We start from the raw sequence: 12,597 nt of genomic DNA, 5'->3' as shown, positions 1-12,597 counted from the left end.
CCTACCAGCCGAACCGTTCGGAGTGGACACGGTCGGCGGGGACGCCGGCCCGGCGGGCGGTGTCGAGCACGGCGCCGGTCCACGCGTCGGGTCCGCAGACGTAGACGTCGTGGTCGGCGATGTCGGGCACGAGGTGGCGTAGCACCGTGTCATCCGGCACCGGCGCGTAGCCCGCCGGCAGCCAGGACGCGCGGTCACGGGAGCGGCGGCCGAGCAGGTAGTGGAGCCGGATGCCGCGTCGCGCCGCGAGGGTTTCGAGCTCGGCGCGGAACAACAGGTCCCGCTGCCGCCCGGCGCGGAGGAAGAGCACGGCTTCGCCGGGCCGGTAGGGCAGTTCCTCCAGCAGCGCGCGCAGCGGGGTGATCCCGATGCCGGACGCGAACATCGCGAGCTTCCGTCCTTTCCGGACGGTGCCGGTGAGCCTGCCGTACGGCCCTTCGACCAGCGCGGGAGTGCCGGGTGGCAGAGTGGCGAGCCGGCGGCTGCCGGGCCCGAGGTCCTTCGCCGTGATTCTGAGCCGCTGACCGTCGGGAGCGGCCGAGAGGGAGAACGGCTTGCCGCGCGTCCAGCCGGGACCCGAGACGAACCGCCACACGAAGAACTGGCCCGCCGCGACGGGAAGCCGATCGAGCCGGCGGCCGCGCAGGTACACCGAAACGACGCCGGGACCCTCCCGCACCACCTGGTCGACGACGAGCCGGTGCCGGACGTTGAGGCGGACCGGCAGTCCGACGCGGAACACGAGCACCGCCGCCGCTGCCACGGCGTACGCGGTCCACCAGAACGCGGTCGCGACGGGGGACGCGGTGAAGTCGGCGCCGGTCCACAGCTGGTGTGGCAGGGCGAGGCCGGCGCCGAGGTAGGCGTAGAGGTGCAGCAGGTGCCACGACTCGTACCGCAAGCGTCGCCGGGCCACGCGCGCCGACGTCACCGCGACCATGACCAGCGCCGCCGAGCCCGCCGCGGCCAGGAGCATGCCCGGGTAGGTCGTGACCAGCGCCCAGGTTTCGGTCACGACGCCGGAGCGATCGGTCGCCGCGTAGCCGAGGGTGATGAGCACCAGGTGCGCGGCCAGCAGCGTGATCGAAGTGAACCCGGCCAGCCGGTGCCTGCGGGCCAGCTCGTCCTGGCCGTAACTGCGCTCCACCCACGGGATCCGGGCCATCAGCAGCAGTTGCAGCAGCAGGAGGTCGGCCGACAGCAGCCCGGTGAGCCGCCCGGCGGAAGTCAGGACGTCGGCGCCGAGGTCCTGCAGGCCTCCTCCGGAGACCCAGAGGGCGACCACGAACAGCACGCTCAGCCAAGCCGTCAGGCCCGCGGCGTCCCGCCACCACGTGCGGACCGGAGGCGGTGCGACGCGGCGGGCGACGAGGGTGGACATCGGGCTCCTCGAGGGGTGATCTCTCTCGGAACCACCTTTCCGGAGTCCGGTTAGCCGTCGACGTGACCAGGGTGAGAAATCGGTAAGAGAAGATCAGGTCCGACGGTGAACCCGACCACCGCGCCGCCACCGGGGCGCGGCTCGGCGAACACGGAGCCGCTGTGGGCGACGGCGATCTCGCGCACGATGGCCAGCCCGAGACCGGAGCCGGGCAGGCTCCGGGCCCCGTCCGCGCGGTGGAACCGGTCGAACACCCGCGGCGTGTCTTCGTCGCCGATGCCGGGCCCGCGATCGAGCACCTGCACGCGTCCGTCGCGCACGACGACCTCGATCGGTCCTTCCGGGGCGAACTTCACGGCGTTCTCCAGCAAGTTGGACACGGCGCGCTCGAGGGCCTTCGGCTGGCCGGTGACGGCGGACGCGTCGGAATCGACGGTGATCACGCGCCCCGACCGGCGCCGGACGCGCTCGGCCGCGCGCTCGGCCACGCGGCCCAGCTCGACCGGCGCCGGTTCTTCGGCTTCGTAGCGGCGGGTGGCCAGCTCGACGAGCTCGTCGATGAGGTGAGTCAGCTCGCGGGCCTCGCCGTCGACGTCGTCGAGCAGCCTGCTCCGGGCGTCGGGACCGAGCTCGCCGAACCGGCGCAAGACGCTGGCGTTGGTGCGCAGGCTGGTCAGGGGGGTGCGCAGTTCGTGGGCGGCGTCCTGGACGAGGCGTTCCTGGTCGGCGCGGGCGTCGGCGAGCCTGCCGAGCATGCGGTCGAACGACCTCGAGAGCCGGCCGACCTCGTCGCGCCCGCCCACCGGGACCGCGACGTCGGCGAGGCGGCCGTCGCCGACCTGCTCGGTCGCCCGGGTCAGCCGGACCAGCCGCCGGGTGATCTGCCGGGCCAGGAGCCATCCGGCCAGCGCCGCCGCGACCAGGACGAGCGCGCTGACCCCGGTGATGCGGGCGGCCAGCTCGGCCAGCACGTGCCGGGACTCGTCGACGTCGATGCCGAGCTGGATCGCGCCGCGGCCGGGTCCGAGGGCCACGGTGATCACGCGGTAGTCGTCGCGGCCGGCGGTGAAGTTCCGGTAGCGGTGGTCGGCGAGGGCACCGGTCGCGGCGAGCGCGCGGTCGGCGTCGTCGACGGTGAGGTGGACCGGCCGTCCGCCCAGCGGGCGGGCTGTCCCGTCCGGCGCGATCGCCTGCGCCACCATGGGCTGGGCCTCGTCGTGGTCGTCGTCATCGGGGCCGCGGGTGACCGGGCTCGGCGCGAGGATCTGCGTCGCCCCGGCGGCGACCTCGGCCGACGTCGTGAGCAGCGACCGGTCGAGCTCGGCGTTGATCCGCTGCGAAGCGGCCTGGTAGCTGAAGACCCCGACGAGGATCGCCGCCGCCGCGCCGACGCCGGCGAACGCGATGGCGAGCTTGCTGCGCAGGTTCATGCCGGCCGCACCGAGTAGCCCACGCCGCGCACCGTGTGGATCAGTTCGGTGGCGCCGGCCTGCTCCAGCTTGCGTCGGAGGTAGCCGATGTAGACGGCGAGGTTCTTGGAGTCCGCGCCGAACTCGTAGCCCCAGATGCGCTGGTAGATCGTGGCCCGGTCGACGACGATCCCGGCGTTGCGCACGAGCAGTTCCAACAGGTCGAACTCGGTTTTGGAGAGGGTGATCTCGGTGCCCTGCCACCACACCCGCCGGGCCGCCGGGTCGACCGCGAGTTCGCCCAGCCGGAGCGTGTGCCGCGCGTCCGGCTCCGGCGACGTGCGGCGCAGCAGGGCGCGTAGCCGCGCGAGGAGCTCGTCGAGCTCGAAGGGCTTGGGCAGGTAGTCGTCGGCTCCGGCGTCCAGCCCGGCCACCCGGTCGGGGGTTTCGACCCGGGCGGTCAGCATGAGGATCGGCGTCCGGTCGCCTTCGGCTCTGAGGACGCGGCACACGCCGAGGCCGTCGACGCCGGGCATCATCACGTCGAGGATCAGGACGTCGAAGTCTTCGCGCCGGGCGGTGGCCAGTGCGCTGACGCCGTCGGTCACCTCGGTGACGTGGTAGCCCTCGAGGTCGAGGGCTCTGACCAGTGATTCCCGGATCGCGCGGTCGTCGTCGGCGAGCAGGACGCGGTGTGGCATGGCCGCCATGATGCCCGCGCGGAGGCTCGACATCCTGCCGGGTTTCCAGGACACCAGCGGACGGTTAGCGGTCGGTAAAGCACGGCTTCCGTGTCGTCACGGTGCGCCCGATTCGGTCGCGTCGTCCGCGTCCGGCCGGAGGGCGAGCCGGCGGCCCTCGATCCGGTCGACGCCGATCCGCAGCAGCCGGTCGCGTGGTGGGGGAGCCCACGAGCGGAGGCCGGCGCCGAGCTGGGCGGCCACGGTTTCGACGTCCGTCGCAAGAGTCGCGGTCCCGGTGACGATCACGCTCCAACCGGTGTGGCCGCCGGGGTCGTAGGCGTCGGCTTCGAAGGTGACCGGTTGCCCGTCGAGCCGGTCGGCCCAGGAGTTCCGGCCCGACCGCAGCCAGATCGCGTCGTCCGCCACGGTGAAGTTGACCGGCCGGACCTCCGGCCGCCCGTCGCGGACGAAAGCCAGGCGGCCGAGCGGGACGGACGCGAGCAGCGCGCGGCAGCGGGCCGGGCCCAGCGGGGCCAGATCAGGGACGCTCATCGGTCTGGGCGCGGTACTTGAGCTTGGCCAGCCGCGTCGCGGTGAAGATCGCCGCCACGGCGATCGCGCCCAGCGTCGCCACGAGGCGGTTCACGTCGACGGCCGGTTCCCAGCGGAGCTTGCCGTCCTTGATGACGTACGCCCCGACCGGTTTGGCCGACAGCCCGAAGCCGGCGCCCTCGCCGGAGCGCCCCTTCTCGTCGCGGCTGTCGCCGCCACCTCCGCCGGTGCCGACGGTCGACGCCACGATCACCGTGACGCCGTCGACTTCGTACGGCTCGCCGTAGACCATCTTGGTCTCCAGCCCGTCCTTCGCCTTCGTGAGCAGTTCGTCGACCTTCATGCCGCGAAGTGTCGTCGGGGTGGGTGCGAGAGCGGCAGAGCCGATGGTCCCTTCCGCCGGTGACCGACGGCTCCGGCGCCGATGGCGTTCGCCAGCGGCGGTGCCGAACTCGTCCCGATTTGCTGGGCGTACCACGAATCAGCGACTCCGGAGGCCGTGATGGCGCACCGAAGAAACCTGAGGAGGACCCATGCGCGAGAAGCGCCGGCAAGTCGAGATCGTCAGGCGCGGCCGGGGACATCGAAGAACTGACCCACCAGCCGGTCCGGCTGGAACGCCGAGGAGGCGGACATGCGAACTGTGATCGTGTTCGAGTCGATGTTCGGTGCCACCGAGAAGGTGGCCCGGGCCATTGCCGACGGCCTGTCCGAGTCGGTCGGGGCCGAAGTGGTGAACGTCGACGATGCACCATCGGACCTCTCCGGGGTCGAGCTGCTCGTCGTCGGCGGGCCCACCCACGTGCACGGCATGAGCCGCGCCGCGACCCGGAAGTCGGCCGCGGACCAGGTGGATTACGAGGTGCGGTCCCGGACCGGTATCCGGGAATGGCTGAACTCCCTCGAGTCGCTCCCGCCGGGGCTCGCGTTCGCGGCGTTCGACACCCGGATCGACAAGCCGCGCGTGTTCACCGGTGCCGCCTCGCTCGGCGTCACGAAGCGGCTGGACCGGCTCGGCGGCCGAGCGGCGGCGCCCGCCGAGAGCTTCTTCGTCGGCACCGGTTCGATCGACGCCGGCCCGGAGCCGGGCGAGCTGTCCCGTGCCGAGGCGTGGGGCGCGGCACTCGGCGCCGCCGTGCGCCGGACCGTGGCCTGAACGGCCGGTTTGCCGTCCGCCGTGCGCACCGGCGGACGGCGGTGGCATCGGTTCACCTCAGCCCCGGCAGGCGGCGTAGGGCGACGCCGGTCACCGCCGACGTCGTCGCCGCCAGCACCAAGCCGCCGAAAATGCCGATCACGATGGTCAGCGCGAGGTTCTGACCGGGTTGCCACAACGGCGTCGTGACGCCCAGGAAGACGGCCAGGCCGAACAGCCAGGCTCCGGCGGTGGTGAAGATCCAGCGAGCCGAGCGGGAGAGAAGGCGGCGCAGGACCAGCCACTGGGCGAAGCCGATGGACAGCAGCAGGGCAGTGCCGAGGACGGCCGCCACCGGCCAGAGCACCATCGGTGGCCACGACACAAGGTCCGCCGCCCAGGTGCTCGGGGCGAGACCCGCCAGGTAGGCGAAGGACGCCGCCCCGGCCGTGGCCGCCACCCACCGCCGGGTGTGCAAGGCCGGCAGACTGCGCCGGAGGACGAGTGCCTGCCCGGTGCCGAGCGCGGCTCCTTCGACCGCGCCGGCCAGCAGCAGGGCGGGCAGCGAAACGGCGGTGGGGCTGTCCGCGGTCAGGGCTCCCGCGACGGCCGGGATCGCGAAACCGAGGAATTCGGCGGCCGTGACGACCAGGAACCACGTCCAAGCCAGGCGTCGACCCCGCAAAAGGCGCACCGGCGGAGCGGTGAAAGCCACGATCGGCGTGTCCGCGGTCAGCGGGACGCGGGGAAAGCGGCGGCGATAGGCCTCGGCTCCGGCGTCGCGCTCCGCCCCGGCGAGCAGCCGCCCTTCTGCCGCGATCCAGTGGCCGTCGAGCAGGACGTCGGCTCCGGCGCCGTGGCGGAAGTGCCGCCACCAGCGCTTGCGACCGGGGTTTCCGGCGGCGACGAGGATGTTCTCGCCGGAGCGGGCGTACTGCACCGGGAGCGTGATCGGCTTCGGCGCGGTGGCGGACCGGTACCGCAGAGCGGTGAGTGTCCCGTTCAGCAGCGGGGCAAGCCGGGAGCCGAGCAGCCGAAGCAACGTCCGATTCGGCAAGCCGGGGCGGGCCGGGTTCGCGGTGCCAGTCGTCATCCCGCCAGTACAGGCGGCGGCGGACGGTCACAGCAGGGCCGTTCGAACCCCGGCCGGGGGACTTTGGCCACCCGCCGGGTTCAGAGCCAGTCGCGGCGTTTGAACAGCGCGTACAGCGTTGCCGAGATGACCAGGATGGCCAGCGTCGACACCCACACCCCGGACGTCTGGCCGAATCCGGGGTACGGGATGTTCTGGCCGTAGAAGCCGGTGATCGCGGTCGGGACGGCGATGATCGCCGCCCAGCTGGTGACCTTCTTCATGATCGTGTTGAGCCGGTTGCCCTGGATGCTCAGCTGCGTCTCGCGGATCGTGGCGATCAGCTCCCGCAGGGACTCCGTCCACTCGGTCACGCGCAGGACGTGGTCGTAGACGTCCTGGAAGTAGGGCAGGAGCGTGTCGTCGCGGCGCATGAGGGCGGCGACGATCTCCCGCATCGGGACGGCCAGGTGCCGCAGGCGGCTGAGGCTGCGGCGCAGGCGCAGGGAGCGGCGTTGCAGGTCGGTGTGGTCGACGCGGTCGGCGAACACGAGGTCTTCGAGGGCCTCGACTTGCTCGTCGAGGGCTTGGACGGCGTCGAGGTGGCCGTCGACGAGGTAGTCGAGCAGGCCGTGCAGCAGGAAGGCGGCTCCGCTCTTGGCGAGTTCCGGGGTGGTGTCCCAGCGGGCGGTGAGCGCGTCGATGTCGGTGGTGTTGTCGCGGTGCACGGTGATCAGTACACGGTCGGTGATGAACGCGTCGAGTTCCGAGGCGGTCAGGACGCCGTCGGTCACGTGCACCGTGTAGGCGGCGAGGAACGAGTGCCGGTCGTAGCGGACGAGCTTGGGGCGTTGGTGGTCTTCGTCGAGAACGGAGGCGACGGCCAGCGGGTGGAGCCCGAGTTCGGTGGTGAGCGCCGCGAGGTCGCCGGCGGTGGGGGCGTCGAAGTCGAGCCACAGTGTCACCGACGGGTCGGCGAGGTGGTGGGCGGCTTCGGTGGCGGGGAAGTCCTCCCGCTCGAGGACACCGCTGCGGTACAACCGGCTGCGCGTCATCGGCTCAGCGGTCGTCGGCGGCGGCGAGGCTGGCGCGGCAGGCGCGCACCAGCTGCCGGGTGGCCCGGGTGGCGGGGGTGTCGCCGCAGGACGGGCAGTGGACCGAGACGTCGCCGGCCAGCTGGTCGATCGCGACGTTCAGCGCGTGTTCGCAGGTGCGGCACCAGCGGGTGCCGGTGATGACGACGACGTGCAGGGGCGAGGCGACGCAGTCGTGCAGCCAGCGGCGGTGGGTGCGGCAGGTGATGCGCTCCAGCGGATCCAGACCGTCCTCTTCGGACCGGTCTTCCGCCGTCAGCGTGCGCGCCAGGCGCTGGTCGGTGACGTCGGTGTAGCGGGGATCGACGCGGTCGGCGGGCCGCAGGGCGAGCCGGTCAGGGCGGTTGCGGCGGGGGGACGCCGGCTCGGCTGTGGTCGCCGGGGCGAATCCGCGGTGGGTGTCCATGAGCTGCCTCACTCTCGTCTGGTCCCAGGCTCCGCCGGTCCGGGCCGGACGACGAGGGCCGTACCGTCCCCGTTCCCGGGGCCCACGGACACCGGTCGCGGTGGGTCGAAGGCCCATGGGCGCGAGGACTTTCGCCTCCCTCAAGCGGTGCGTACGAGGTACACCGGACAGGCCGCGTTGTGCAGCAAGGCCTGGCTGGTGGAGCCGAGCAGGAGGCCGGGGAACCCGCCGCGGCCGCGGTCGCCGAGCACGACGAGCTGGGCGGTCTCGCTGCGCTCGATCAGCTCGCGCCGCGGGTGCGCCCGGACGACGACCCGGTCGACTTCCACGCCTCCGATGTTGTGACCGCCGAGCCGGTCGGCCAGCAGCCGGTGGCCTGCGTCGGTCACCGATTCGTGGTGCTCAGGGTGGCCGGGTTCGTGCGGTGGCGGGTCGTCGGCCCACGCGTGCACCACGACCAGCTTGGCGTGGCGGGACTTGGCTTCGTCGAGGGCGGCGCCGAGGATGTGGCCGCTCGCTTCGCCGCCGTCGATGCCGGCGAGGACCGGACGTCCGGCGGTTTCGGCCTCGTCCCAGGCGTCGCCGCGCACGATGACCGTGTCGCACGAGGCATGTGCGCCGACGGCCGACGCGACAGACCCCGCGAGGAGCCCGGTGAGCCGGCCCTTTCCGGACGACCCGACCACGAGCAGGGCAGCCGTCTTGGACGCGTCGACGAGGGCCTGGGCGGCGCGGTCGGGGTCGAGCCGGGTCGTCGCGCCCGTAACGCCCTGCGCGGACGCGAGCTCGGCCGCGGTGCGCAGGCAGCGGCCGCCGCGCTCACGCAGGACGTCCTTCATCTCCTCGGGCGGCGGCACGACACCGCCGGCGAGCAAGGCCGAGAAGTCGATCGCGTAAACGATCTCCAGCGTCGCGTCGCGCCGGCGAGCGGTACGGGCCGCCCAGCGGACAGCGTCGAGCGACTCGGCCGATCCGTCGACCCCGACGACGATCGGCTTTCCGGCTGGTGCGGTCATCGGCGGCTCCGTTCTCGTTGCATCCCAGGTCGTCTCCTCGAGCTCCCACGGTGCGCTTCCGGCCGGGTGGGCCGGAGCTGCCAAAGGTCCTCGCGTGCGGGGACGAACGGCCGCAGCGTCCGCCCGCCGGCGCGCCCTACCTTCGAGTCGGATGCGCGGTCCGCGCACCGGAACCCGGAGGAAACAGGTCATGAGCGCAACCGGAAACCCGCCGCCGGTCGTCGTCGCCGTCGACGGTTCGGAAACGGCCGCGGCGGCCGCGTTGTGGGCGGCCGGGGAAGCCGCCCGCCGGCACGCGTCGCTGCGCGTCTTCACGGCGTACGGCTACGAGGACGCCGCCTTCGGGGGGAAGATGTACCCGCCGTCCGACTGGCTCAGGGTCAAACAGGCCGAAGCCGACGAGCTGCTGCGCGCGACGCGGGCGACCCTCGAAGCCGCCGTTCCCGGGTTGGACGTGTCCACCGAGGCCAGTGACCGCGGGCCGGTTCCCGGCCTGCTGGAGGTCTCGGCGCGGGCGCGGATCCTGGTCACCGGGGAGCCCGTCGGCGCGATCGCGGGCCTGTTCAGCGGCTCGCCCGATGTCGACCTCGCCGCGAAGGCGCACTGCCCGGTCGTGGTCGTGCGGGGGAACGAGTCCGTCGACGGCCCGGTGGTCGTCGGCGTCGATGGAAGCCCGCTGAGCGAGGCCGCGATCGCCTGGGCGTTCGAGGAAGCCTCGCTCCGCAACGCTCCGCTCGTCGCGCTGTACACGTGGCACGACGGGGACACCGCGGGCCTGTTCAGCGACGGCAACGTCGCCTTCCAGGGCGAGGCCGTTCAGGACTCCGGCCGGCGGCTGCTGGCCCAGCGGCTCGCCGGCTGGCAGGAAAAGTATCCGGACGTCCGGCTCGAGCGCCGGGTCGAACACGACAAGCCGCGCTCCCGGCTGCTGTCGGCGAGCCACGGCGCGCAGCTCGTGGTCGTCGGCAGCCGCGGCCGCGGTGGTTTCACCGGGCTGGTGCTGGGCTCGACGAGCCAGGCATTGCTGCATCACGCGTCGTGCCCGGTCATGGTGGTCCGCACCGAGAAGGAGAAGTGAACATGAACGCCGGAATGGTGTCCGCGGTGATGACCGCCGACCCGATCACCGTTTCCACGACGACGCCGTTCAAGGACATCGCCCAGCTGCTCACCGGCAACGGGATCAGCGCGGTCGGCGTCCTCGACAAGACGGGTACGCTCGTCGGCGTCGTCTCCGAAGCCGACCTGCTGCCGCACCTGTGGGAGGACCGCAAGCCCCGGTGGCGTGACCGCCGGCTGGCCCGCAAGGCGACGGCGTGCACGGCGAAGGACCTGATGACCAGCCCGGCCGTCACGATCGACGCCGAGGCCACGCTCGCCGCCGCCGCGGCGGAGTTCGCGCACACCGGCGTCCGGCGGTTGTTCGTGCTGCGGGGCGGAAAGGTGGCCGGAGTGCTGTCCCGCCGCGACCTGGTGGCGGTCTTCACCCGCGGCGACGCCGACCTCGAGCGCGAAGTCACCGACCGCGTGCTGCGTGACCGGCTCGACCTCGGGCCCGACCGGGTGCGCGTGCAGGTCCGGGCCGGGGTCGTGACGGTCGTGGGGCGCGTGGAGCGGCGCAGCGACATCGAGCCGGTGACGCGGCTGATCCACGAGCTGTCCGGGGTGGTGGAGGTCCGCAACCGCCTGGACTACGTCTGGAACGACGTCGCCTGAACGGCACACGAACGAGGCCTCCGCCCGGATCCGGGCGGAGGCCTCGTTCCTGTCACCGGCCGCGCAGCCGCGCCGGTACCGGCAGGCCGACGCCGTACAGGTGGGCCACCGGCCGCACGACCTCGCCGAGCGGACGCCGCGGTGTCGCCGGGAGCGGAGCAGCCCCCTCGGGGAGGTAGCCGATGCGCACGACGAGCTGCGGCTCGCCGTGGCCGTCGAGGACGCAGTCGCGGATCAGGCCGCGGGTGCAGATCAGCTCGAGCGGCTCGGTGTACACGCACGACGCGAGGTTCAACCGGGTAGCGGTCAGCAGGACCGCGCTGGCGGCTTCTCCCGCGCGAAGGCGATCGAGAGCGCTGTCGCCCGCGGTGGACAGCACGGTCAGCGCGGCGCCGTCACGACCTTCGGTGTCGTCCGGCCGCGCGCCGGCGAAGTCGCGGACGCGCAGCTCGCGGACGGCCGGGTGCGACTGGATCGTGTTCTGGGCGGGCACGCCGTCCGTGGCGTAGTTCCGTCCGCTCCAGGCGGCCAGCTCGATCGCGTAGCCCGGGTCGGCCCGGTGCAGCCTGCCGGCCTCCACGGCGGCGCTCTTCCGGAGGAACACTTCGTCCCGCACGAGCAACGGGCGGCCGGCGAAGCGGCGGCGGTCCGAGCGGCGGCGCGGGATGGCCGCGGCGAGCGCGATGTCGCCGTCTCGGGTGTCGTGCGGCACCAGGTCGATCCGGGCCAGGAGTCCCGGTTCGGCCGGGTCGGGCAGCCGGTGGACCTGCGCGGTCCAGCCCGTGGCGGCCGCGGCGACCGTGAAGTGGTGCAGCGCGCAGCCGCAGCTGACCAGCAGGTCGCGGCCGTCGGGGTCGGTGTTCCGCAGGTGACGGCGTGGGTCCGTGCGCAGCTCGACCGTGCGGCCGGCGAGCCGCCAGCCCCACGGCTGTGAGTTGTGGACGGAAGGGGCACGCACCGCGAGGGCGATAGCCGCTCTGACCGTGTACGCGTCGGGCATCGAGTGGTCCATCGGTTCCTCCTCGCCGTCGGTTGTCATCGTGCTCGGCTTGGCCGCTCACGGCCCTCGAACGGAACTACGTGGCGTGCATTCCCGACCGTCCTCCCGCGGGCGGGCGCGGGCGAGGGCCGCACCGCCCCGGAGTGAGGGACCAAAGACCCCTGCGTCGCCGACGTCCGGCCGCAGCCCCGGTGCGGCGGGATTCGTAGCGTCGGGCCATGGCCGGACGGAAGAACTCGCGGATCCCGCGTGCGGTGTACGAGCGGGAGCTGCTGCGCCTGCAGGCCGAACTCGTGAAGCTCCAGGAGTGGGTGCGCCACGAAGGCGCGCGCCTGGTCGTGGTCTTCGAGGGCCGCGACGCCGCCGGGAAGGGCAGCACGATCAAGCGTGTCACCGAGCACCTCAATCCGCGCGTGGTGCGGATCGTGGCGTTGCCGAGCCCGACCGAGCGGGAGCGGACGCAGTGGTATTTCCAGCGCTACATCGAGCACCTGCCCGCGGCCGGCGAGATCGTGCTGTTCGACCGCAGCTGGTACAACCGGGCCGGCGTCGAGCGGGTGATGGGGTTCTGCACGCCGGAGGAGCACCGGCGGTTCCTGCAGCAGTGCCCGATCTTCGAGCGGCTGCTCATCGGCGACGGGATCCTGCTGCGCAAGTACTGGTTTTCGGTCAGTCTCGACGAACAGGAACGCCGGTTCGCCGCCCGGATCGACGACCCGATGCGCCGATGGAAACTCTCGACCATCGACCTGCAGTCGGTCACGCATTGGGAGGACTACTCGCGGGCGAAGGACGACATGTTCGTGCACACCGACACCGCCGAATCTCCCTGGCACGTAGTGGAAAGCGAGGAGAAGCGGCGCGGGCGGCTGAACATGATCGCGCACCTTCTCTCCACCGTTCCGTACCACGAGGTGCCCCGCCAGGCGGTGTCCCTGCCGCCGCGGCCGGTGCCCAGCGGCTACTTCCGCCCCGATCGGCGGTTGCAGAACTACGTTCCCGACCACGCGGCGACCTTGCTGCCGCGCTGAGCGGGAGAAGTGCTGAGCGGGAGAAGTCATGAACGCCAGGGAAAAGCCGCCATCGAAGCCGGTGGGGAACGTCAGCCGTGATCGGTGCGCGCGTAGGCCGCG

14 protein-coding genes are annotated in these 12,597 nt (G+C 72.6%); 4 read left to right on the top strand and 10 right to left on the bottom strand.

Annotated features, from left to right (window positions below; genetic code table 11):
- Position 1 precedes the first annotated feature (1 nt).
- From AB0J40_RS09185 to AB0J40_RS09165, 5 genes are all read right to left on the bottom strand, one after another.
- Positions 2 to 1,381 carry a ferredoxin reductase family protein gene (locus AB0J40_RS09185; RefSeq protein WP_364449735.1) on the bottom strand — a complete coding sequence of 460 codons (1,380 nt, stop codon included), beginning with the start codon at positions 1,379 to 1,381 and terminating at the stop codon, positions 2 to 4.
- Positions 1,382 to 1,431: 50 nt separating this feature from the next.
- A complete protein-coding gene (locus AB0J40_RS09180) occupies positions 1,432 to 2,811 on the bottom strand; it encodes a HAMP domain-containing sensor histidine kinase (RefSeq protein ID WP_364449732.1) in 1,380 nt (459 codons plus the stop codon).
- On the bottom strand, positions 2,808 to 3,500 hold the full coding sequence (locus tag AB0J40_RS09175; protein WP_364450080.1) for a response regulator transcription factor: 693 nt from the start codon (positions 3,498 to 3,500) through the stop codon (positions 2,808 to 2,810). Before AB0J40_RS09175 ends, AB0J40_RS09180 begins: the two co-directional genes overlap by 4 nt.
- Positions 3,501 to 3,587: 87 nt before the next feature.
- Complete coding sequence (locus AB0J40_RS09170) at positions 3,588 to 4,025, bottom strand: pyridoxamine 5'-phosphate oxidase family protein (protein ID WP_364449729.1); 438 nt, start codon at positions 4,023 to 4,025, stop codon at positions 3,588 to 3,590.
- Complete coding sequence (locus AB0J40_RS09165) at positions 4,012 to 4,368, bottom strand: spore germination protein GerW family protein (RefSeq protein WP_364449727.1); 357 nt, start codon at positions 4,366 to 4,368, stop codon at positions 4,012 to 4,014. Before AB0J40_RS09165 ends, AB0J40_RS09170 begins: the two co-directional genes overlap by 14 nt.
- Before the next feature lie 291 nt (positions 4,369 to 4,659).
- Between AB0J40_RS09165 and AB0J40_RS09160 the strand changes: the two genes are divergently transcribed.
- Positions 4,660 to 5,181 carry a flavodoxin domain-containing protein gene (locus AB0J40_RS09160; protein WP_364449726.1) on the top strand — a complete coding sequence of 174 codons (522 nt, stop codon included), beginning with the start codon at positions 4,660 to 4,662 and terminating at the stop codon, positions 5,179 to 5,181.
- Positions 5,182 to 5,233: 52 nt separating this feature from the next.
- Here AB0J40_RS09160 and AB0J40_RS09155 read toward each other — a convergent pair whose 3' ends face one another.
- The 4 genes from AB0J40_RS09155 to AB0J40_RS09140 form a co-directional block, all read right to left on the bottom strand.
- Positions 5,234 to 6,253, bottom strand: a complete 1,020-nt coding sequence (locus AB0J40_RS09155; RefSeq protein WP_364449724.1) for a hypothetical protein — start codon at positions 6,251 to 6,253, stop codon at positions 5,234 to 5,236.
- Between the two features lie 80 nt (positions 6,254 to 6,333).
- Positions 6,334 to 7,287 carry a magnesium transporter CorA family protein gene (locus AB0J40_RS09150; RefSeq protein WP_364449721.1) on the bottom strand — a complete coding sequence of 318 codons (954 nt, stop codon included), beginning with the start codon at positions 7,285 to 7,287 and terminating at the stop codon, positions 6,334 to 6,336.
- A gap of 4 nt (positions 7,288 to 7,291) precedes the next feature.
- Positions 7,292 to 7,732, bottom strand: coding sequence for a hypothetical protein (locus AB0J40_RS09145; RefSeq protein ID WP_364449719.1), 441 nt, complete (start codon positions 7,730 to 7,732; stop codon positions 7,292 to 7,294).
- A 140-nt stretch (positions 7,733 to 7,872) separates the two neighbouring features.
- Positions 7,873 to 8,748 carry a universal stress protein gene (locus tag AB0J40_RS09140; protein WP_364449716.1) on the bottom strand — a complete coding sequence of 292 codons (876 nt, stop codon included), beginning with the start codon at positions 8,746 to 8,748 and terminating at the stop codon, positions 7,873 to 7,875.
- A gap of 190 nt (positions 8,749 to 8,938) precedes the next feature.
- On the opposite strand from AB0J40_RS09140, the gene AB0J40_RS09135 reads away from it, so the two are divergent.
- Both AB0J40_RS09135 and AB0J40_RS09130 read left to right on the top strand, forming a co-directional pair.
- Positions 8,939 to 9,826, top strand: coding sequence for a universal stress protein (locus AB0J40_RS09135; protein WP_364449714.1), 888 nt, complete (start codon positions 8,939 to 8,941; stop codon positions 9,824 to 9,826).
- A 2-nt stretch (positions 9,827 to 9,828) separates the two neighbouring features.
- Positions 9,829 to 10,464 (top strand): CBS domain-containing protein, encoded by a 636-nt coding sequence (locus tag AB0J40_RS09130; protein ID WP_364449711.1) that lies wholly within the window; start codon positions 9,829 to 9,831, stop codon positions 10,462 to 10,464.
- Positions 10,465 to 10,516: 52 nt separating this feature from the next.
- On the opposite strand, the gene AB0J40_RS09125 is transcribed toward AB0J40_RS09130, so the two are convergent.
- The gene (locus tag AB0J40_RS09125; RefSeq protein WP_364449708.1) at positions 10,517 to 11,476 is read right to left on the bottom strand and encodes a hypothetical protein; all 960 of its coding nucleotides are present in this window, start codon (positions 11,474 to 11,476) and stop codon (positions 10,517 to 10,519) included.
- A gap of 206 nt (positions 11,477 to 11,682) precedes the next feature.
- Here AB0J40_RS09125 and ppk2 point away from each other — a divergent pair, with 206 nt between their 5' ends.
- Positions 11,683 to 12,495, top strand: a complete 813-nt coding sequence (gene ppk2, locus AB0J40_RS09120) for a polyphosphate kinase 2 (RefSeq protein ID WP_364449705.1) — start codon at positions 11,683 to 11,685, stop codon at positions 12,493 to 12,495.
- The last annotated feature ends 102 nt before the right edge of the window (positions 12,496 to 12,597 follow it).

Origin of the sequence: Amycolatopsis sp. NPDC049691 (genome assembly GCF_040675005.1) — a bacterium.
In the GTDB taxonomy this organism is placed as follows: Bacteria; Actinomycetota; Actinomycetes; order Mycobacteriales; family Pseudonocardiaceae; genus Amycolatopsis.
The sequence above is the reverse complement of the archived record's forward strand: the minus strand, read 5'-3'. Positions and strand labels throughout refer to the sequence as shown.